The organism is Paraburkholderia silviterrae, assembly GCF_004353915.1.
In the GTDB taxonomy this organism is placed as follows: Bacteria; Pseudomonadota; Gammaproteobacteria; order Burkholderiales; family Burkholderiaceae; genus Paraburkholderia; species Paraburkholderia silviterrae.
The window spans coordinates 17,035-36,702 of record NZ_SMRP01000021.1; the positions used below are offsets into that span (position 1 = coordinate 17,035).

Annotated in this window: 16 protein-coding genes and 1 pseudogene; 9 read left to right on the top strand and 8 right to left on the bottom strand. The window is 66.2% G+C overall.

Annotation, left to right across the window (positions count from 1 at the left end; all coding sequences use genetic code 11):
* Positions 1 to 17 precede the first annotated feature (17 nt).
* The 4 genes from EYW47_RS29795 to EYW47_RS29810 form a co-directional block, all read right to left on the bottom strand.
* Entirely contained in the window at positions 18 to 614 is a 597-nt protein-coding gene (locus tag EYW47_RS29795) for an FMN-dependent NADH-azoreductase (RefSeq protein WP_133198430.1), read from the bottom strand.
* Positions 615 to 878: 264 nt separating this feature from the next.
* Positions 879 to 2,669 (bottom strand): M61 family metallopeptidase, encoded by a 1,791-nt coding sequence (locus EYW47_RS29800; RefSeq protein ID WP_133198431.1) that lies wholly within the window; start codon positions 2,667 to 2,669, stop codon positions 879 to 881.
* 166 nt (positions 2,670 to 2,835) lie between these two features.
* A complete protein-coding gene (locus EYW47_RS29805) occupies positions 2,836 to 3,567 on the bottom strand; it encodes a DsbC family protein (RefSeq protein WP_133198432.1) in 732 nt (243 codons plus the stop codon).
* Between the two features lie 315 nt (positions 3,568 to 3,882).
* Complete coding sequence (locus tag EYW47_RS29810; RefSeq protein WP_133198433.1) at positions 3,883 to 5,055, bottom strand: UbiH/UbiF family hydroxylase; 1,173 nt, start codon at positions 5,053 to 5,055, stop codon at positions 3,883 to 3,885.
* Between the two features lie 388 nt (positions 5,056 to 5,443).
* On the opposite strand from EYW47_RS29810, the gene ychF reads away from it, so the two are divergent.
* Together ychF and ettA are read left to right on the top strand one after the other, a co-directional pair.
* Complete coding sequence (ychF, locus tag EYW47_RS29815) at positions 5,444 to 6,538, top strand: redox-regulated ATPase YchF (protein ID WP_133198434.1); 1,095 nt, start codon at positions 5,444 to 5,446, stop codon at positions 6,536 to 6,538.
* Positions 6,539 to 6,577: 39 nt separating this feature from the next.
* Positions 6,578 to 8,242 carry an energy-dependent translational throttle protein EttA gene (gene ettA / locus EYW47_RS29820; RefSeq protein WP_133198435.1) on the top strand — a complete coding sequence of 555 codons (1,665 nt, stop codon included), beginning with the start codon at positions 6,578 to 6,580 and terminating at the stop codon, positions 8,240 to 8,242.
* 142 nt (positions 8,243 to 8,384) lie between these two features.
* Here the strand turns inward: ettA and EYW47_RS29825 are convergent, their stop codons facing one another.
* From EYW47_RS29825 to EYW47_RS29835, 3 genes are all read right to left on the bottom strand, one after another.
* Positions 8,385 to 9,008 (bottom strand): HAD family hydrolase, encoded by a 624-nt coding sequence (locus tag EYW47_RS29825; RefSeq protein ID WP_133198436.1) that lies wholly within the window; start codon positions 9,006 to 9,008, stop codon positions 8,385 to 8,387.
* Positions 9,009 to 9,086: 78 nt separating this feature from the next.
* Positions 9,087 to 10,901: an aminopeptidase P family protein gene (locus tag EYW47_RS29830; protein ID WP_133198437.1), complete on the bottom strand. Its 1,815-nt coding sequence runs from the start codon at positions 10,899 to 10,901 to the stop codon at positions 9,087 to 9,089.
* Between the two features lie 79 nt (positions 10,902 to 10,980).
* The gene (locus tag EYW47_RS29835) at positions 10,981 to 11,244 is read right to left on the bottom strand and encodes a hypothetical protein (protein ID WP_133198438.1); all 264 of its coding nucleotides are present in this window, start codon (positions 11,242 to 11,244) and stop codon (positions 10,981 to 10,983) included.
* A 195-nt stretch (positions 11,245 to 11,439) separates the two neighbouring features.
* Between EYW47_RS29835 and EYW47_RS29840 the strand changes: the two genes are divergently transcribed.
* From EYW47_RS29840 to EYW47_RS29870, 7 genes and pseudogenes are all read left to right on the top strand, one after another.
* Positions 11,440 to 12,186, top strand: a complete 747-nt coding sequence (locus tag EYW47_RS29840) for a response regulator transcription factor (RefSeq protein ID WP_133198439.1) — start codon at positions 11,440 to 11,442, stop codon at positions 12,184 to 12,186.
* 27 nt (positions 12,187 to 12,213) lie between these two features.
* Positions 12,214 to 13,482: pseudogene (gene hemA, locus EYW47_RS29845) on the top strand (glutamyl-tRNA reductase); the annotation flags it as partial.
* A gap of 238 nt (positions 13,483 to 13,720) precedes the next feature.
* On the top strand, positions 13,721 to 14,803 hold the full coding sequence (prfA, locus tag EYW47_RS29850) for a peptide chain release factor 1 (protein ID WP_133198441.1): 1,083 nt from the start codon (positions 13,721 to 13,723) through the stop codon (positions 14,801 to 14,803).
* 24 nt (positions 14,804 to 14,827) lie between these two features.
* Positions 14,828 to 15,676, top strand: coding sequence for a peptide chain release factor N(5)-glutamine methyltransferase (gene prmC, locus EYW47_RS29855; protein ID WP_165976716.1), 849 nt, complete (start codon positions 14,828 to 14,830; stop codon positions 15,674 to 15,676).
* Positions 15,677 to 15,820: 144 nt separating this feature from the next.
* Positions 15,821 to 16,132, top strand: a complete 312-nt coding sequence (gene grxD, locus EYW47_RS29860) for a Grx4 family monothiol glutaredoxin (protein WP_133198442.1) — start codon at positions 15,821 to 15,823, stop codon at positions 16,130 to 16,132.
* A 148-nt stretch (positions 16,133 to 16,280) separates the two neighbouring features.
* Entirely contained in the window at positions 16,281 to 16,904 is a 624-nt protein-coding gene (locus EYW47_RS29865; RefSeq protein ID WP_133198443.1) for a UbiX family flavin prenyltransferase, read from the top strand.
* A gap of 155 nt (positions 16,905 to 17,059) precedes the next feature.
* A complete protein-coding gene (locus EYW47_RS29870; protein ID WP_133198444.1) occupies positions 17,060 to 17,854 on the top strand; it encodes a DODA-type extradiol aromatic ring-opening family dioxygenase in 795 nt (264 codons plus the stop codon).
* 119 nt (positions 17,855 to 17,973) lie between these two features.
* Here the strand turns inward: EYW47_RS29870 and EYW47_RS29875 are convergent, their stop codons facing one another.
* The gene (locus EYW47_RS29875) at positions 17,974 to 19,569 is read right to left on the bottom strand and encodes an APC family permease (protein WP_133198445.1); all 1,596 of its coding nucleotides are present in this window, start codon (positions 19,567 to 19,569) and stop codon (positions 17,974 to 17,976) included.
* Between the last annotated feature and the right edge of the window lie 99 nt (positions 19,570 to 19,668).

Sequence of the window (19,668 nt, forward strand, 5' to 3'; positions counted from 1 at the left end):
GCAGTCGTTGCAGTCGCTTAGGCCGCCGCGATCGCTTCACGCGCGCTCGCGAGCGCTGCGCTGGCTGCTTCCGGACCCATGTTCAGGCCTTCGGCGTAGATGAAGCTCACGTCGGTCATGCCGAGGAAGCCAAGGAACGACTTCAGATACGGCGTCTGGCTGTCGTTCGGGGTGCCATGGTACTTGCCGCCGCGCGCCGAGACCACGAACACCTTCTTGCCCTTCACGAGGCCTTCGGGGCCGTTGGCCGTGTACTGGAAGGTGATGCCGGCACGCGCGATCCAGTCGAAGTACGTCTTCAGTTGCGACGAGACGCCGAAGTTGTACATCGGCGCACCGATCACGATGACGTCCGCGGCTTGCAGTTCGGCGATCAGCGCTTCGCTGCGCGCGGCGACGGCCTGCTGCTCCGGCGTGCGCTGCTCGGCCGGCGTGAAGAACGCGCCGAGCACGGCGTCGTCGAGGTGCGGCAGCGGATCGGCTTGCAGGTTGCGCGCGACAACCTTCGCGCCCGGGTTCGATTGTTGCAGCTTGTTCGTCAATTCGTTGACGAGCAGGGTCGACTGGGCGCCTTGCGAGCGGGCGGCGGAGTTGATTTGCAGGATCGTGGTCATCGTGGTTCCTTCGGGTCTCAGTTGCGCAACGTTGCGCGAGTGAAGCCATTGTGTTGATTTGCCACGCCACGAAAAAGTAGTCCGCCGATGACGGATTGTTGCAGCGATAGAACAATCGCGATGGCCAAAAACAAAGGCGGCGGGGCCGGATCGCCCTGCCGCCTTGCTTGCCGCCTTGCTTGCCGCCTTGCTTGCCGCCTTGCTTGCCGCCTTGCTTGCCGCCTTCCCTGCCAGAAGCGGGCCGTGCGCCCGCCTCGCGTACGATCAGGCCGCCAGCCAGCGCTCGCGCAGCGCGCGCGGCGCCGGGCGCTTGTCGGTGACGCTGAGCTTGTAGCGCGCGATCTCGGGCGCATCGAGGGTCAGACGCGCGACGCGCAACTCGTCGCGGCGGAACGCGTGGATCTCCACCTTGGCGCCGGGCTGGTAGCGCGCGAGCAGCGTATCGAGATTCGCGCCGCTCACGCGCAGGCCGTCGAGTGCGACGAGCGCATCGCCGGCCGAAAGCCCCGCCTTTTGCGCCGCGCCGCCCTCGTAGACGACTGCGAGCGTCGCCTCGGCGCCGCCACGCAGGCGCGCGCCCAGCGACGGCCTCGCGCCGCGCTCGGGCTCACCTTCGAGCTGCACGCCGAACGGCTCGAACAGCGTGGCGAGCGGCAGATCGCGCGTGCCGCGCACGGCATCGGCGAACAGGCCGCCCAATTCCACGCCTGTGCCTTCAGCGATCAACGCTTCGACATCGTCCTCGCCCACACCCACCGGGTTGCCGCGATAGAAGTCGCGGCCAAAGCGCTGCCACAAGAGGCGCATCACGTCGTCGAGCGACTTGCGGCCGTTGGTTTCGGTGCGGATGGCCAGATCGAACGCGAGCGCGACGAGCGAGCCCTTCGTGTAGTAGCTGACGATCGCGTTCGAGGCATTCTCGTCCTGGCGGTAGTACTTGACCCACGCGTCGAACGAGCTTTCGGCAACGCTCTGCTTCAGGCGCCCCGTGCCGCGCAGCACGCCACCGACGGTCTTGCCGAGGAGCCCGAAGTAGTCGTCGACGGAAATGAGGCCGCTGCGCACCAGCATCAGGTCGTCGTAGTAGGAGGTGAAGCCCTCGAACAGCCACAGCAGCGAGGTGTAGTCCTCGCGCGTGAGGTCGTACGGCGCGAACGCGGCGGGCTTGATCCGCTTCACGTTCCAGGTATGGAAGTACTCGTGGCTGCACAGGCCGAGATACGTGCGATAGCCATCCGTCATCTCGGGCTTGCCCTTCACGGGCAGATCGGTGCGGTTGCAGATGAGCGCCGTGGACGCACGGTGCTCGAGCCCGCCGTAGCCATCGCTCACGGCCTGCGTCATGAACACGTAGCGCTCCATCGGCGCGCGCTTCGTGCGCGGCTCGAAGAGGGCGATCTGCGCCTCGCAGATCTTCTTCAGGTCGGCGGCGAGACGTTCGGTGTCGAGCGCCACCACGCGGCCCGCGATCACGATGTCGTGCGGCACGCCGTGTGCCTTGAAGCTCGCGAGCGTGAATTCGCCGAGCGTGACGGGGTGGTCGATCAGCTCGTCGTAGCCCGACGCCGTGTAATCGCCGAAGCCGTAGCGCTTGGTGCCGCGCGCCTCCGCGAGCGCGGTGGCGACGCGCCAGTGGCGATACGCGTGGCCGTCGGGGCGCTGGATGTCGACCACGTGCTGCGCGCCCTCATGGCCGAGCGCCGCGAGAAACACGCTCGTGCCGTTGAAGAAGCCGACCGTATCGTCCAGATGGGCTGCCCGCACGGACATGTCCCACGCGTAGACCTCATAGCGCAGCGTGAGCGTGCCCTTCGCGGGCGCGGCCTGCCACGTGTGCTTGTCGATCTTGCTGATGCGCACCTTACGGCCCGCCTCGTTGGTGGCGCGCACCGTGACGATGTTGCGCGCGAACTCGCGCACCATGTAGCTGCCCGGAATCCACACGGGCAGCATGAAGCGCTGGCCGTCCGGCGCGGGATCCTCGACGGTGAGCGTCACTTCGAACAGGTGGGCGGCGGGGTTCTTCGGGACGATGGTGTATCGGATCGGCTTCATCGGCAGGATCGGTGACGGGTTCGGTGAGTGACTCCGGCGAGCGCTGCGCCACGGGCAGACAATGCCTGCAAGGCGCTCTCATGCGCGGCAATCGCGAGCATTCGGAAAAATCGGTGGACAAAAAAGGCACCGGCCGCAAAAGCGGCCGGCAGGGTCGGTCGGGGCTTCAGCGCACGGCGCTCAAGGCGCTTTCGAGCCGGTCGGCGCTGACCGCGCCCGGCAGCCGCGTCCCGTCTGCAAGGATCACGGTGGGCGTGCCGGTCACGTTCATCTTCGCGCCGAGCTTGAGATTGCTGTCGATCGCGGCGGTGTTGCAGCTACCCGAGGCGGTGGGCGCCTTGCGCTCGACCATCCACGACTCCCAGGCCTTCGCGCGGTCGGTAGAACACCAGATCGACTTGGCCTTCGCCGTGGAGTCGTCGGACAGCACGGGGTACAGGAAGGTGTAGACCGTCACGTTGTCGATGGACTTGAGCGTGCTTTCGAGCTGATGGCAGTACGGGCAGTTCGGATCGGAGAACACGGCCATCTGGCGCTTGCCGTTGCCCTTCACGACCTTCACCGCGTTCTCGAGCGGCAGCTTCGAGAAGTCGACCTTGTTGAGCTCGGCCAAGCGCGCTTCGGTGAGATTGCGGTGCGCCTTGGTGTCGACGAGGTCGCCCGTGAGCACGTAATCGCCGTTGGCATCGCTGTAGATGATCTGCGAGCCGAGGTTCACCTCGTAGAGGCCTGGCACCGGCGCCTTGGTGATGCTCTTGATGTCGCTGCCGTCCACCCCGAGGCGCGACTGCAGTGCGGCCTTGATCTTGTCGGTGGTCTGGTCGGCCTGTGCCGAGCAGCCGAGCACCGAGGCGAGCGCCGCGAGAACGATCGCGGCAATGCGAATACGCTTTTGCATGTGATGCTTTCCTGATTCTGGGACGCTACGCGCAGACCACGCACGCTGCGTTCCGGGTGAAATTCGGGCATGGCGGCGACGGATCGAGGCTGCGGCCTCATCTTGATGCATGCGCCTGATTCATGCGCTCGATCCGTGCATGGCCCATGGCCAGATACGCCCATTCTAAGCTGCCCGGAATTGAAGCAACCGAAATACCGGCTGTGGCGCAGTTGGTGGCGCAGTTGGTGGCGCAACGGGTGGAGCGCGACGGCGCGATGCCGCGAGGGCCTGCGCCGGGACGGCTAGCACGCCGTTGCGCCGCGGCTTCGTTGCTCAGCCGAGCGCCGACGCCACCAGCCAGCGCTTGACGAGCGGCTGCGCCCCGACGAACGCCATGCCGGTGTTGCGCAGCACGCGCGCGAGCGTGCCCGGCACCGCAAAAAGACGCTGCAAACCGTCGGTGGCGACGACGAGCTTCTGGATGTCTTCGCGGCGGCCACGCTCGTAACGGCGCAGCAACACCGTATCGCCGAGGTCGCGGAACGCTTCCTTTTGCGCGATCACGTCGACGAGCGCGGCCACGTCGCGCAGTCCGAGGTTCACGCCCTGCCCCGCGAGCGGGTGAATCAGGTGCGCGGCGTCGCCAACCAGCGCGACACGCGGCGCGATCAGGCGGTCGACGGTCTGCAAGGCAAGCGGGAAGCCGCGCGCAGGCGTGACGCATTCGAGCGCGCCGTGCAGCTTCTGCGTCACGCGCTCGACTTCGGCGGCGAGTTGCTGCGGATCGAGCTTGAGCAGCTCATCGGCGTGCTCGGTCTGCGCCGACCAGACCAGCGAGACGTGCTGGTCCGGCAGCGGCAGGAGCGCGACGATCTCGCCGTCACGGAACCATTGATAAGCACACTCCCCGTGCGGACGCTCGGCGCGGAAGTTGGCGACCACGCCGGTCTGCCGATAGTCGCGCCGCTCGACCTTCGAGCCGATCTGCGCGCGCACCCACGAATGCGCGCCGTCGGCGCCGACTGCGAGATCGGCCTCGATCGTGCGGCCGTTCGCGAGACCGATCACTGCGGCGTCGGGCTTCACGTCGAGCGTCTGCGCGCGCGCATCGATCCACGTGAGATTGGGCTGGAAATGCAGCGCGGCGTCGAGCGCGCGCTCCACCAGCGACGACTCGGCAATCCAGGCGAGCTGCGCCACCGACGCCTGATACGCGGAAAAGTGCAGCTCCGCGGCGGCGTCGCCGAACACGCGCATGTCGTAGACGGGCGTGAGGCGCGCGGCGTCCACGGCCTGCCAGACCCGCAGCCGCTCGAACAGTGCGTGCGAGCTGCGCGAGAACGCGTAGACGCGCGCATCGAAAACGGCGCCTGCGGGCAGCGGCGCGCACGGCTGCGCGAGCAGCGCCACGCGCAAGCCGCCCTGAGTCAGCGCGAGCGCCGCCGCCTTGCCGACGAGCCCGCCGCCGATCACGGCAACGTCAAAGGTCTGGTTGGTCGAAGTCATCCGCGCATTATAGCTGCGGGGGTTGATCTGACAGGGCCGGATGGGCGGCCGGTTGCGGTGAGGCAAGAGCGTGGTGAGGTGTCGCAGACAGGGCGCTGGACGGGCCATGGGACGCGCCGTGCAGCAGCACAGCCAGGCCTCGATTTCGACATTCCTTGTCGACGCACGAACCACTGCTCAAGCTTCTTCCACGCCGATCAACGCCCCCGAACGGGTTACAATTGCGACTTTTCGAGCACAAAATCCGTACAAGATCGTGGGCCTCGCGGCCGGATACGTACGCTTTGTCTCGTCCCCGAATTCCCCTTGCGGCTGTCGCGTTCCGGTCATCGCCGGACAGCAAACGACCCGGCGACCAGCCGTAACCAACTGATTCAAAAGGTTTTCCATGAGCCTCCAATGCGGCATCGTCGGCTTGCCCAACGTCGGCAAGTCCACCCTGTTCAACGCGCTGACCAAGGCCGGCATCGCGGCTGAAAACTATCCGTTCTGCACGATCGAGCCGAACGTCGGCGTGGTCGAAGTGCCGGATCCGCGCCTGAAGGCGCTCGCCGAGATCGTCAAGCCCGAGCGCGTCGTGCCGGCCGTGGTCGAATTCGTCGACATCGCGGGTCTCGTCGCCGGCGCGAGCAAGGGCGAAGGCCTCGGCAACCAGTTCCTCGCGAACATCCGCGAAACCGACGCCATCACGCACGTCGTGCGCTGCTTCGAGGACGAAAACGTCATCCACGTCGCAGGCAAGGTCGATCCGCTCGCCGACATCGAAGTCATCAACACCGAACTCGCGCTCGCCGACCTCGCCACCGTCGAGAAGGCGCTCGCGCGCTACTCGAAGGCCGCCAAGTCGGGCAACGACAAGGAAGCGGCGAAGCTCGTGGCCGTGCTCGACAAGGTGCGCGCGCAGCTCGACCAGGCGTTGCCGGTTCGCGCGCTCAACCTGAACGAAGACGAACAGGCGCTCATCAAGCCGTTCTGCCTGATCACGGCGAAGAAGACCATGTACGTCGCGAACGTGAAGGACGATGGCTTCGAAAACAACCCGTACCTGGAAACCGTGCGCAAGCACGCCGAAGCCGAAGGCTCGCCGGTGGTGGCCGTGTGCGCGGCGATCGAAGCCGAAATCGCCGACCTCGAAGACGAAGACAAGGCTGCGTTCCTCGCCGACATGGGCATGGACGAGCCGGGCCTCGACCGCGTGATCCGCGCGGGCTTCAAGCTGCTCGGCCTGCAAACGTACTTCACGGCGGGCGTGAAGGAAGTGCGCGCGTGGACGATCCACGTCGGCGACACGGCGCCGCAGGCGGCCGGCGCGATCCACACCGACTTCGAGCGCGGCTTCATCCGTGCGCAGACCATCGCCTTTAACGACTTCATCCAGTACAAGGGCGAAACCGGCGCGAAGGAAGCCGGCAAGATGCGCGCCGAAGGCAAGGAATATGTCGTGCACGATGGCGACGTGATGAACTTCCTGTTCAACGTTTAAGCGCGACGCCTTTTTCCTCCCGTTTCCAAAGACACTCCCATGGCCCAATACGTCTTCACCATGAACCGGGTCGGCAAGATCGTGCCGCCCAAGCGCCAGATCCTCAAAGACATCTCGCTCTCGTTCTTCCCGGGCGCGAAGATCGGCCTGCTCGGCCTGAACGGCTCGGGCAAGTCCACGCTCATCAAGATCATGGCCGGCGTCGACAAGGACATCGAAGGCGAAGCCACGCCGATGCCGAACCTGAACATCGGCTATCTGCCGCAAGAGCCGCAGCTCGACCCCGAAAAGACTGTGCGCGAAGCGGTCGAAGAGGGTCTGGGCGACGTGTTCAACGCGCAGAAGAAGCTCGACGAGATCTACGCCGCCTACGCGGAGCCGGACGCCGACTTCGACGCCCTTGCCGCCGAGCAGGCGAAGTACGAAGCGATCCTCGCGACGACCGATGGCAGCGCGGAACAGCAGATCGAAATCGCCGCCGACGCCCTGCGCCTGCCCGCGTGGGACGCGAAGATCGGCAATCTTTCCGGCGGTGAAAAGCGCCGCGTCGCGCTGTGCAAGCTGCTGCTCGAAAAACCCGACATGCTGCTGCTCGACGAGCCGACCAACCACCTCGACGCGGAATCGGTCGAGTGGCTCGAGCAGTTCCTCACGCGCTTCCCGGGCACCGTGGTCGCCGTGACTCACGATCGCTATTTCCTCGATAACGCCGCCGAGTGGATTCTCGAACTCGACCGCGGCTACGGCATTCCCTGGAAGGGCAACTACTCGAGCTGGCTCGACCAGAAGGAAGAGCGCCTGAAGCAGGAAGAAGCGACGGAGTCGGCACGCCAGAAGGCCATCAAGAAGGAACTGGAGTGGGTGCGTCAGAACCCGAAGGGCCGCCAGGCGAAGTCGAAGGCGCGTATCGCGCGCTTCGAGGAGCTGTCGAGCTCCGACTACCAGAAGCGCAACGAAACCCAGGAAATCTTCATTCCGGCGGGCGAGCGTCTGGGCAACGAAGTCATCGAGTTCAAGAACGTCAGCAAGTCTTACGGCGACCGCCTGCTCATCGACGACCTCAGCTTCAAGATTCCGGCGGGCGCAATCGTCGGCATCATCGGGCCGAACGGCGCGGGTAAGTCGACGCTGTTCCGCATGCTCACGGGCAAGGAACAGCCGGATTCGGGCGAGATCGTGCAAGGCCCGACGGTCAAGCTTGCTTATGTGGACCAGAGCCGCGACGCGCTGGCCGCCAACAAGACCGTCTTCGAGGAAATCTCGGGCGGCGCCGACGTGCTCACGGTGGGCAAGTACGAAACGCCGTCGCGCGCCTACATCGGCCGCTTCAACTTCAAGGGCGGCGACCAGCAGAAGATCGTCGGCAACCTCTCGGGCGGCGAACGCGGCCGTCTGCATCTGGCCAAGACGCTGATCTCGGGCGGCAACGTCCTGCTGCTCGACGAGCCGTCGAACGACCTCGACGTCGAAACGTTGCGCGCGCTCGAAGACGCCCTGCTCGAATTCGCGGGCTCGGTCATGGTGATCTCGCACGACCGCTGGTTCCTCGACCGGATCGCCACGCACATCCTCGCGTTCGAAGGCGACTCGCAGGTCACGTTCTTCGACGGCAACTATCAGGAATACGAGGCCGACAAGATCAAGCGCCTCGGCGAGGAAGCGGCGCGTCCGAAGCGTCTGCGCTACAAGCCGATCAGCCGGTAAGCCGGCCTGGCGGCGCCGGCATGTCGATGCCGGCCTCTCACACAAACGGCAGCCCGCGGGCTGCCGTTTTTTCTGGCGGGTACGCCATCGCAGCGCAGCGGCAGCAACCGATCCACGGCTACGCGCTGGGCGCGCCGCGCCCTCAGACTGGCAAGCCGAGCTCGCGCAGCTTCGCGTCGGTGCTCGCGTTGCTCGTGTGATGCACGCCGTGCCAGCCGAGCGCCGTGGCGGCCTGGGCGTTGCGCGCGCTGTCGTCGATGAAGACGAGTTCGCCGGGCGTCACGCCCGGCAACTGCGCCTCGATACGGCGGAACATTTCGTGGAAGATCGCCGGATCGGGCTTCACGAGCTTCACGCGCCCCGAGACGACGACGTCACGGCAGCGCCTGAGAATGCCGAAGCGCTCCCACGCCCACGGAAACGTCTCCGCCGACCAGTTCGTGAGGCCGAAAATCGGCACGTTGGCCGCCTCCAGACGCTCGAAGGTCGCCACGCCGCCTTCGAGCAGCCCGCCGATCATTTCGTGCCAGCGCTCGTAGAACGCGCGAATCAGCGTCTCGTGCTCCGGAAACCGGGCGACCAGCTCTTCGGTGGCGGCGGCGATCGGCTGGCCGCCGTCCTGGCGGATCACCCAGTCCATGGCGCAGACATGGGTGAGAAACCAGCGGCGTTCGTCATCGTCGGGAATCAGCTTGCGATAGAGATACTCGGGGCTCCAGTCCACCAGCACCCCGCCGAAGTCGAAAACCACTGCCTTGATCGCCATGCCTTTGCGCTCCGCTTTACGTTCCGTCTGTTTGCGCTCGTTTGATGGCACCCGGTCGAGCCCGGGTGCGTGCGTCGCTCAGATCGGCTGCGTGCGCTTTTCGAGCCACGCCAGCGCGTCGCCCGAGACGTGCGGCGCGATGCGCACGCGCACCGTCTGGTGGTACGCGTTGAGCCACTCGCGTTCATCGTCGCGCAGGAGAGCCAGATCGATGCAGCGCGTGTCGATCGGGCACAGCGTGAGCGTCTCGAAGTTCAGGAAGTCGCCGAATTCCGTGGTTTCGGCGCTCTGGTTGCGCACGAGGTTCTCGATGCGCACGCCCCACTTGCCCGGCCGATAGATGCCAGGCTCCACCGAGGTGATCATGCCCTCTTCCATCGCGGTCCACGGTTCCGCCGGCGCGTAGTGCGAAATGACCTGCGGGCCTTCGTGCACGTTCAGGAAATAGCCCACGCCGTGCCCCGTGCCGTGGCCGTAGTCGGCGCCCGCTTCCCAGATCGGCGCGCGCGCGATCGCGTCGAGCATCGGCGAGCGGATGCCGCGCGGAAACTGCGCGCGCGAGAGCGCCATCATGCCCTTGAGGACGAGCGTGAAGTCGCGCTTTTGCTCGGCGCTCGGCGTGCCCACGGGCACCACGCGCGTAATGTCGGTCGTGCCGTCCAGGTACTGGCCGCCCGAGTCGATCAGGAGCAGGCCGTTGCCTTCGATCACGCTGTGCGATTCGGGCGTGGCGCGGTAGTGCGGCATCGCGCCGTTGGCGTTGAAGCCGGCGATCGTGCCGAACGAGAGCGAGACGAAGCCCGGGCGGCGCTTGCGCGCAGCGGTGAGCTTTTCGTCGATGGTGAGCTCGGTGATGGTCTCCCGGCCCAGCGCCGCCTCGAACCAGGCGAAGAATTCGGCGAGCGCCGCGCCGTCCTGCTCCATCGTCGCGCGCACGTGCTCCGCTTCCACGGCGGTCTTGCGCGACTTGAAGAACGTGCTCGGATTGATGGCCTCCACAAGCTTCACCGCCGAGGACACCGCCTGCAGCAACCCGAACGTCACGCGGCGCGGATCGACCAGCAACGACTCGCCCGCGGGCAGCGCCGCCAGCGCAGCCGCGGCCTCTGCGTACGGCGCGACGCGCACCTTGTCGCGCGCGAGCGATTGTTCGAGGTCCGCCGGCACCTTGCCGTCGGCGACGAAGAGGGTCGCCTGATCCGGCCCGATCAGCGCGTGCGCAACGAACACCGGGTTGTAGTTCACGTCGGCGCCGCGCAGGTTCAAGAGCCACGCGAGGTCGTCGAGCGTCGAAATGAAGTGCCATTGCGCGCCCTTCTCCTGCATCGCGCCGCGTACCTGAGCGAGCTTGCCCGTGCGCTGCGCGTCCGCGTGCGGCGCGACGTGCTCGTAGACTGGCTCGAGCGGCAGCGTGGGACGGCCGCTCCAGACGGCGTCGAGCAGGTCGAGATCGGTGCGCAGCTTCACGCCGCGCGCGTCGAGCGCCTCGGCCAGCGCGCGCGCCGACGCCACGCCGAGCACCGCGCCGTCCACCGCGACCGTGCCACCCGCCGGCACGTTGCGCGCGAGCCAGTCGATGTGCGGCGCGCTCTGCTGGCCGCCCATCATCTTCATCAGTTCAATGCCGGTGCCGGCGAGCTGCTGCTCGGCCTGCACCCAATAGCGGCTGTCCACCCACACGCCCGCGAAGTCCTTCGTCACGACGAGCGTGCCCACCGAGCCGGTGAAGCCCGAGAGCCATTCGCGCCCCTGCCAGCGGCCCGGCAGGTATTCGGAGAGATGGGGATCGGCGGACGGCACAAGCGTGGCGTCGATGCCCGCGCTCGTCATTGCGGCGCGCAGGGCCGCAATGCGTTCGGGGATCGTGGACGTTTCGGGGAGTCGGGCGTTCATGTTTTCACCTGCGAGAGTAAGACGCGCGCCTCGTGGGAGCGCTCCATTGCGAGAACGGTTGGTAATTCGTTAGCGATCGTTAGCGACGCGCGCGCAGCGCGACCGACACAGCGACAAAGACAAACGCGAGCGCCGTGCAAACGGGCCATTCGAGCAGCTCGCCATCGTAGAAAAGACCGGTGGCGCGGCCCGCGGCCTTCGCGAGCGCCGCGCCGGCCAGCGCGGCCGCGACGGCGAACGCGAGCGATCTGCCTGCGGGGCCGGACCCACGGCGCAGGGGATGGAAGAACCACCCCGCGCAGCCAATCGCGAGCCCGAGCACGACGATGCCTGACCAGCTCATCAGCGCTCAGTCCTAAGGATTTTCGGAAGAGTCCGATAGGACTGTGGCGACGCAGCAGATAGCATTCTTTTGTCTCATTTACAACAGTATTTTTACTGGAAAACGGTCGGCTCGGCGCTTCCCGCGTAGCGGTTGAGTGTAGGGGGCGGGATGACGCAAGGCAAGCGCACCCAGCCTCAACGGCTGGACACTCTTATGCGAATCGCTCTAGTCGAACCCGATGCGCGCCAGGCCGAAATGATCGAGCGCTTGCTCATTTCAGGCGGCCATGCGTGCAGGCATTTCTACCTTGCTGCCCCACTCGTCGAAGCGCTTGAAAACGACGCCTTCGACCTGTTGATGGCCGCCTCGTGGTGCGGCGACCTCGGCGGCGACGAACTCATCCCCCGTGCGCGCCGCCTGCTGCCGGGCCTGCCCGCCATCGTGCTGATGGCCTCGCCGCACGAAAGCGAGATCGTCGCGAGCCTGCAAGCGGGCGCCGACGACTGCATCGCCAAGCCCGTGCGCGGCCCCGAAATGCTCGCGCGCATCGACGCCCTGCTGCGCCGCGCCGGCGTGCGCCGTCCGCGCAACCGCGCGCACCACGGCTTCGGCGACTATCTGTTCGATTCGGCGCGGTACGCGGTATCGTTCAGGGGCCAGACCGTCACGCTCACGCCGAAGGAGTTCCGCTTCGCGCTGCTGTTGTTCACCAACGCATCGCGTCCCGTTTCCCGGGCACGCATCCTCGAAACCGTCTGGAATCTGAACCGCGACGTTCGGTCGCGCACGCTCGATACGCACGCCTCGCGTCTGCGCAGCAAGTTGCAGCTCGGGCCTGAGCACGGCTGGCGTCTGACAACGTTGTATGGTTACGGCTACCAGCTGGAGAGGTTACCTATAACAAACGAGGAGGAGGCTGACACTGCCGACGCGAATGTCAGAAGCGCGGAAAAGTTATAATATCCGCCTAAATCATCGTCCCACGGTATGCAGCTTCTAACGATCGGAATCAATCACCACACCGCGCCCGTCGCCTTGCGCGAACGCGTGGCGTTTCCGCTCGAACAGATCAAGCCCGCCCTCGCGCTGTTCAAGGACGCGTGGTCCGGCGGGCGGCGCAGCCTGAACGCCCCCGAAGCCGCCATTCTCTCCACCTGCAACCGCACCGAGCTTTACTGCGCGACCGACGCGCACAGCTCGCGCGATTCCGCCGTGGAATGGCTCTCGCACTACCACGGCATCCGCACCGAGGAACTCGCGCCCCACGTCTACACGCTGCCGCAGTCCGAGGCCGTGCGCCATGCGTTCCGCGTGGCGTCGGGGCTCGACTCGATGGTGCTCGGCGAGACGCAGATCGTCGGCCAGATGAAGACCGCGGTACGCACCGCGACCGAGGCCGGCGCGCTCGGCACCTATTTGAACCAGCTGTTCCAGCGCACCTTCGCGGTGGCCAAGGAAGTGCGCAGCACCACCGAGATCGGCGCGCAGTCGGTTTCCATGGCCGCCGCCGCCGTGCGCCTCGCACAGCGCATCTTCGACAAGATCGCCAATCAGCGCGTGCTGTTCATCGGCGCAGGCGAGATGATTGAGTTGTGCGCCGCGCACTTCGCGGCGCAGCAGCCGCGCGAGCTCGTGGTTGCAAACCGCACCGCCGAGCGCGGCAAATACGTTGCCGAGCGTTTCGGTGGCCATGCCATTCCGCTCGCCGATCTGCCCACGCGCATGCACGAATTCGACATCATCGTGTCGTGCACGGCGTCCACGCTGCCGATCATTGGTCTGGGCGCCGTCGAGCGCGCGGTGAAGGCGCGCCGGCACCGCCCGATCTTCATGGTCGACCTCGCGGTGCCGCGCGACATCGAAGCCGAAGTCGGCCAGCTCGAAGACGTGTTCCTCTACACCGTCGACGACCTCGGCACGATCGTGCGCGAAGGCAACGCCTCGCGCCAGGCCGCCGTGGCGCAGGCGGAAACCATCATCGAAACGCGCGTGGCGAATTTCATGCAGTGGCTCGACTCGCGCAGCATCGTGCCGGTCATCCGCCACATGCACACTCAGGCCGACGCCCTGCGCCGCGCCGAGCTCGAGCGCGCGCGCAAGTTGCTCGCGCGCGGCGACGACCCCGCGGCCGTGCTCGAAGCGCTGTCGCAATCGCTCACCAACAAGCTGATTCACGGCCCGACGCACGCGCTCAACACGTCGAGCGGCGAGAACCGCGATTCGCTCATCGAGTTGATGAGCGGCTTCTACCGCCATGGCCAGCCCGCGAGAGGCGGCGATGCGGCATCCGGTGCAGCGCCCGAAGCCGCTGAATCGGACCATTCGAACGACTCGAGCGCGCCGGACGCCTCCGCAGGCTCCGCCGACCGTTACCGTTAGCGGCTCTCGCCGCCCGCGTGAGCCGCGCCAGGCGCGGCATGCATCCTGAAGCCTGGGCTCCCAGCCCGCCCCCTCTTTCCCGCAGTCCTTTCCGGAGCCCGCTCCGCACCGCCCGATGAAAACGAGCATGCAATCGAAGCTCGACCAGCTGACTACCCGTCTGGCCGAGCTGAACGACCTGTTGAGCCGCCCCGACGTGACGTCCAACCGCGACCAGTACCGCAAGCTCACGCGCGAGCATGCGGAATTGGGGCCGGTGGTCGAGCATTACGCGCAGTGGCGCGGTGCGCTCGCCGACGAGGCGGCAGCCAAAGAGCTGTTCGCCGATGTGTCGATGCGCGACTTCGCCGAAGAAGAGGTGAAGGCGGCGCGCGAGCGCATGGCGCGACTCCAGCACGAGCTGCAGATGATGCTGCTGCCCAAGGACCCCAACGACGAGCGCAACGTGTTCCTCGAAATCCGCGCGGGCACCGGCGGCGACGAGTCGGCGCTGTTCGCGGGCGACCTGCTGCGCATGTACCTGCGCTACGCGGAGCGCAACCGCTGGCAGATCGAGATGATGTCGGCAAGCGAGTCGGATCTGGGCGGCTACAAGGAAGTGATCGTGCGCATCGCGGGCGAGGCCGCATACTCGAAGCTCAAGTTCGAATCGGGCGGCCACCGCGTGCAGCGCGTGCCGGCCACCGAAACGCAGGGCCGCATCCATACCTCGGCGTGCACGGTGGCGGTGATGCCCGAAGCCGACGAGATCGGCGAAGTCGAGATCAATCCCGCCGACCTGCGCATCGACACGTTCCGCGCCTCGGGCGCGGGCGGCCAGCACATCAACAAGACCGACTCGGCCGTGCGCGTGACGCACCTGCCGACCGGCATCGTGGTCGAGTGCCAGGACGACCGCTCGCAGCACAAGAACAAGGACCGCGCGCTCAAGGTGCTCGCCGCCCGCATCAAGGACAAGCAGTACCAGGAGCAGCACGCCAAGGAAGCGGCCACGCGCAAGAGCCTCGTGGGCTCGGGCGACCGCTCGGAGCGCATCCGCACCTACAACTTCCCGCAAGGGCGCCTCACCGATCACCGCATCAATCTGACGCTCTATCGCCTTGAAGCGATCATGGACGGCGATCTCGGCGAGCTGATCGGTGCGCTGGTTTCCGAGCATCAGGCCGAGCAGCTGGCCTCGCTCGGCGACGCCGATTGAGCGCGCGCTGAGCCCCACCGCACCGTGAGCTTGCCCGCCGTCACCGCCGATACCCTGCTGCGCTCCTCGCCGCTGCCCGCGCTCGAGGCGCGCATCCTGCTCATGCACGTGCTGGGCTGGCGCCGCACCGAGCTGATCACGCGCGGCGAACGCCCGCTCGAAGCCGCGCAGATCGACACGTATCGCGCGCTCGAAGTGCGCCGCGCGCAGGGCGAGCCCATCGCGCAACTCGTGGGCACGCGCGAGTTCTACGGGCTCGACTTCGACGTCACACCCGACGTGCTGATTCCGCGTCCGGAAACCGAGCTCCTCGTCGAAACCGCTCTGGCAGCCATGGAAGGCCGCGCTCAGCCGCGCGTGCTCGATCTCGGCACGGGCAGCGGCGCCATCGCCGTGGCCATCGCCTCCGCGCGGCCCGATGCGCGCGTGTGGGCCGTCGACCGATCACAGGCCGCGCTCGACGTGGCCGCGCGCAACGCCGCCAGGCTGCTCGATGCACGGCGCCCCGGCGGCGCGCTCACCTTGGTGGCCGCCAGCTGGTACGACGCGCTCGATCCCGCGTTGCACTTCGATGTCATCGTGAGCAATCCGCCCTATATCGCGAGCGGCGACCCGCATCTGGCGCAAGGCGACCTGCGCTTCGAACCGCGCGGCGCCCTCACCGACGAAGCCGACGGCCTCACGGCGCTGCGCGCGATCGTCGCCGGCGCCCCCGCGCGCCTCGTGCCGGGCGGCGTGCTCTGGATGGAGCACGGCTACGATCAGGCCGCGGCCGTGCGCGCGCTGCTCGAAGCACAAGGTTTCGCCGATGTCGGCTCCAGAGAGGATCTGGCCGGCATCGAGCGCATCAGCGGCGCACGCCTGGCGGGCTAGCCGCGAGCGGACCAGACGAGAACGCCGGCGATATGCGGCGAGCCGGCCGCGCCGCCAGGGTGTGGCCGGCCCGCGCAGGCGAAATCCGCTATCATTTCACTCTGCATTCATCGTTTTCAGCATCTATCAATCCCAAGGTCAGACATGGACACCCAACATCGCATCAAGCAGATCGTCGACGAAAATGCCGTCGTCCTCTTTATGAAGGGCAACGCGCAGTTTCCGATGTGCGGTTTCTCCGGCCGCGCGGTGCAAATCCTGAAAGCCTGCGGCGTCGAAGAGTTCAAGACCGTCAACGTGCTCGAAGACGACGCGGTCCGCCAGGGCATCAAGGAATTCTCGAACTGGCCGACCATTCCGCAGCTCTATGTGAAGGGCGAATTCATCGGCGGTTCGGACATCATGATGGAGATGTACCAGAACGGCGAACTGCAGCAACTGTTCGCCGCGGCGTAAAGCCATTCGAAGCGAAGCGGCGCGGCAAATGCCCGCCGCTTTCGTTTCCCCTGCTTCGCCTCGCTCATCTAGCGCGCTTTCGAGTCGTTTCTGTGCCGAAAAGCGCGTCGTCTTTCGCGATCTTCTCGCACCTCGTGCCTCGCCCCTCGTGAACGCCACGCCCCTTGCCCCGCCCTCCCATGCGCAGACCGCTTCCCGTCGGCTGATCGTCGCGATCACGGGCGCAACGGGCGCGATCTACGGCGTGCGCATTCTCGACACGCTGCGGCGCCTTGGCGGCGTGGAGACCCATCTGCTGATCTCGTCGGCCGGCTGGCTCAACATCCAGCATGAGCTGCAGCTCACGAAAGACGACCTCCACGCACGCGCCGACGTCGTGCATTCGGTGCGCGATGTGGGCGCCACGATTGCCTCGGGCTCGTTCGCGACCGACGGCATGATCGTCGCGCCCTGCTCGATGAAGACGCTCGCGAGTATTGCGCATGGCCTCTCCGACAACCTGATCTCCCGGGCCGCCGACGTCACGCTCAAGGAGCGCCGTCGCCTCGTGCTGCTGGTGCGCGAGACGCCGCTCAATCTCGCGCATCTGCGCAACATGACCGCCGTGACCGAGATGGGCGGCGTGATTTTTCCGCCGCTGCCGGCGTTCTACAACCAGCCCGCCAGCATCGACGAGATGGTCGATCACACGGTCGCGCGCGTGCTCGACCTGTTCGCGCTCGGCCCAGCGCTCTCCCCCGCGTGGCCCGGCCTGCGCGGTGTCGCGGACTGACTTTCGCGCAACGCTTTAGCATCGGCGCAGAGCCAGGCCGATTATCAACATCGGCGACACAATCAATTCCCTTATACCCTGTTTAATTCGCGCGGGTAGGGTCTTATATTGATCGCAACGCGAAACTTCCCGGCTGCCCCGCGCTGCCCACGATCATGACCACCCGTACGCCCACCCTGTTTCTCTCGCACGGCGCGCCCACGCTGCCGATCGACCCGTCGCTGCCGTCTGGCGGTTTCACGGCGCTCGCGCAGCACCTGCCGCGTCCGAAGTCCGTGCTGATCCTCTCGGCGCACTGGAACACGCTCAAGCCCACTGTGAGCACGGCGGAGCAGCCCGAGACCATTCACGACTTCTATGGCTTCCCGCGCGCGCTCTACGAGATCCAGTACCCCGCGCCCGGTGCCCCCGAGACTGCGCAGCGCGCGGCGGCGCTGCTGCGCGCGCAAGGCGTCCCGGTGGACGAAGAGGCGCACGGCCTCGACCACGGCGCCTGGGTGCCAATGCTGCTGATGTTCCCGGACGCCGATGTGCCCGTCACGCAGCTCTCGATCCAGCCACGCGCCGACGCCGCCCACCACTTCGCGCTCGGCCGTGCGCTGCGCGAGTTGCGCGAGGAAGGTGTGATGGTGATCGGTTCGGGCCAGATCACACACAACTTGCGTGCCGCGGACTTCTCGGCGGGTCCGGAAGACGCCGATTCGCGCGCGGCCGAATTCACCGACTGGTTCGAAGCGCGCCTCGCGGCCCGCGACATCGACGCGCTGCTCGATTACCGCCGTCAGGCGCCGCACGCGGTGCTCATGCATCCCACCGACGAGCATCTGTTGCCGGTCTTCGCCGCGCTCGGCGCCGCCGACGACGACTACACGCTTGGCGTCCAGTCGCTCGGCACCTACCAGCGCACGCTGGCGATGACGAACTACGTGTTCGGCTCGACGCTCCAGTAACGTCCGCCGCACCATGCAACAAGGCCCGCCTGAATCGCTTCAGGCGGGCCTTGTGTTTTGCGGCGAGCCCGCATCAGCGGGCCGCGCAACCGGACAGGGTGCGCTGCTTGGTGCGCGGCTTAGTGCGCGCCGATGCCTTCGAGCACTTCGTCGTGTTCGTCACGCTCTTTCAGATACGGCGTGCGATAACCCGAATTCACACCCCAGTAGTAGAAACCGAGCGAGATGATCGCGACCACCAGCATGTCCCAGCCGTAGGGAATGACGTCGTGGCCGCCGAACTGCTTGCTGCCGATCAGCGAAAGAACGGCCATGGTCGGCAGGTAGGCGCACAGCCACCATGCCGCCTTCAGGTCCTGGCCCCAACCGGCCCAGCCTTCCTTGCCCTGGAAGTAGAAGTACACCGGCAGCGCGACGACCATCAGCAGAATGATTTCGCCGGTCAGCGGCCACTTCGCCCAGTACAGGATCATCGACGCGCAAACGAACGCGAACGGCGCGATCACATTCATGAACGGCACGGTGAGCGGACGCTCGAGGTCCGTCGCGGCGCGCTTGAGCGCCATCAGGGCGATCGGGCCGGTGAGGTACGAGATGACCGTCGCCACCGAGATCACCGCCGCGAGCGAGCTCCAGCCGCGGAAGAAGAACATGAAGATGAACGAGACGAACAGGTTGAACCACATCGCCTGGCGCGGCACGCCGTAGAACGGGTGCACGTTGCCGAACATCTTCGGCATCGTGTTGTTGCGCTCCATCGCGTAGATCATGCGCGAGGTCGTGGCCATGTAGGTCGTGCCGGTGCCGCTCGGGCTCACGAACGCGTCCACGTAGAGCAGGATCGCGAGCCAGTTCAGGTTCAGCGCGATCGCGAGCTCAGCGAACGGCGACTTGAAGTTGAACGTGTTCCAGCCTTTCATGACGTCCGTCGGGCTGACCGCGCCGATATAGGCGACTTGCAGCAGCACGTAGATCACGAGCGCGCACAGAATCGAGCCGATCACCGCGAACGGCACGCTCTTCGACGGGTTACGCGCCTCGCCGGCGAGATTGATCGGGCTCTGGAAGCCGTTGAACGCGAACACGATGCCGCTGGTGGCAACGGCCGTGAACACCGACGACCAGCCATAGGGCGCGAAGTCGGTCGACTGGCCGAAGTTCTCGTGATGGAAACCCGTAGCCATCAGGCCCGCGATCGTGAGACCGGGGATGATGAACTTGAAGATCGTGATGGCGCTGTTGGCCCGCGCGAACAGCTTCACACCCCAATAATTGAGCATGAAGTAAATGATCACGAGCAGTGCCGAGAGGAATAGCCCTGAATGAGTCAGTGATCCGTCGACGAACAGCGCGTGCGCCCAAGGGTAGGGCCAGGTGCTCATGTACTGGATCGAGGCCTCGGCTTCGATGGGAATCACCGAAACGATGGCGATCCAGTTCGCCCAGGCGCTGATGAAGCCCACCAGTGCGCCGTGCGAGTAGCGGGCGTAGCGGACCATGCCGCCCGATTCGGGGAACATCGCGCCGAGCTCGGCGTAAGTGAGCGCAATCGCGAGAATAACCACGGCGCCGATGATCCAGGCGCAGATGGCCGCCGGACCTGCAATTTTCGCCGCCTTCCACGCGCCGAACAGCCAGCCCGAACCGATGATCGACCCGAGGCCGGTAAACATCAGCGCGAACGGGCCGATGTTCCGTTGAATAGAACTTTTCACGTCTTCTCCTGTTTCAAGAGCAGTTCGACACCGCTTGCCCCGTCTGTTGTGCGGGCGGGATTCGGACGGCGGTCGCACCTGCGCGCGGTCAGATTGCGC

What these genes read in the sequence shown, in the direction of transcription:
- prfA (WP_133198441.1), top strand. Translation starts at nt 13,721, where the DNA reads ATGAAAACGAGCATGCAATCGAAGCTCGACCAGCTGACTACCCGTCTG.
- ettA (WP_133198435.1), top strand. Translation starts at nt 6,578, where the DNA reads ATGGCCCAATACGTCTTCACCATGAACCGGGTCGGCAAGATCGTGCCG.
- EYW47_RS29805 (WP_133198432.1), bottom strand. Translation starts at nt 3,567, where the DNA reads ATGCAAAAGCGTATTCGCATTGCCGCGATCGTTCTCGCGGCGCTCGCC.
- EYW47_RS29825 (WP_133198436.1), bottom strand. Translation starts at nt 9,008, where the DNA reads ATGGCGATCAAGGCAGTGGTTTTCGACTTCGGCGGGGTGCTGGTGGAC.
- EYW47_RS29830 (WP_133198437.1), bottom strand. Translation starts at nt 10,901, where the DNA reads ATGAACGCCCGACTCCCCGAAACGTCCACGATCCCCGAACGCATTGCG.
- EYW47_RS29800 (WP_133198431.1), bottom strand. Translation starts at nt 2,669, where the DNA reads ATGAAGCCGATCCGATACACCATCGTCCCGAAGAACCCCGCCGCCCAC.
- grxD (WP_133198442.1), top strand. Translation starts at nt 15,821, where the DNA reads ATGGACACCCAACATCGCATCAAGCAGATCGTCGACGAAAATGCCGTC.
- EYW47_RS29835 (WP_133198438.1), bottom strand. Translation starts at nt 11,244, where the DNA reads ATGAGCTGGTCAGGCATCGTCGTGCTCGGGCTCGCGATTGGCTGCGCG.
- EYW47_RS29810 (WP_133198433.1), bottom strand. Translation starts at nt 5,055, where the DNA reads ATGACTTCGACCAACCAGACCTTTGACGTTGCCGTGATCGGCGGCGGG.
- ychF (WP_133198434.1), top strand. Translation starts at nt 5,444, where the DNA reads ATGAGCCTCCAATGCGGCATCGTCGGCTTGCCCAACGTCGGCAAGTCC.
- EYW47_RS29870 (WP_133198444.1), top strand. Translation starts at nt 17,060, where the DNA reads ATGACCACCCGTACGCCCACCCTGTTTCTCTCGCACGGCGCGCCCACG.
- EYW47_RS29795 (WP_133198430.1), bottom strand. Translation starts at nt 614, where the DNA reads ATGACCACGATCCTGCAAATCAACTCCGCCGCCCGCTCGCAAGGCGCC.
- EYW47_RS29840 (WP_133198439.1), top strand. Translation starts at nt 11,440, where the DNA reads ATGCGAATCGCTCTAGTCGAACCCGATGCGCGCCAGGCCGAAATGATC.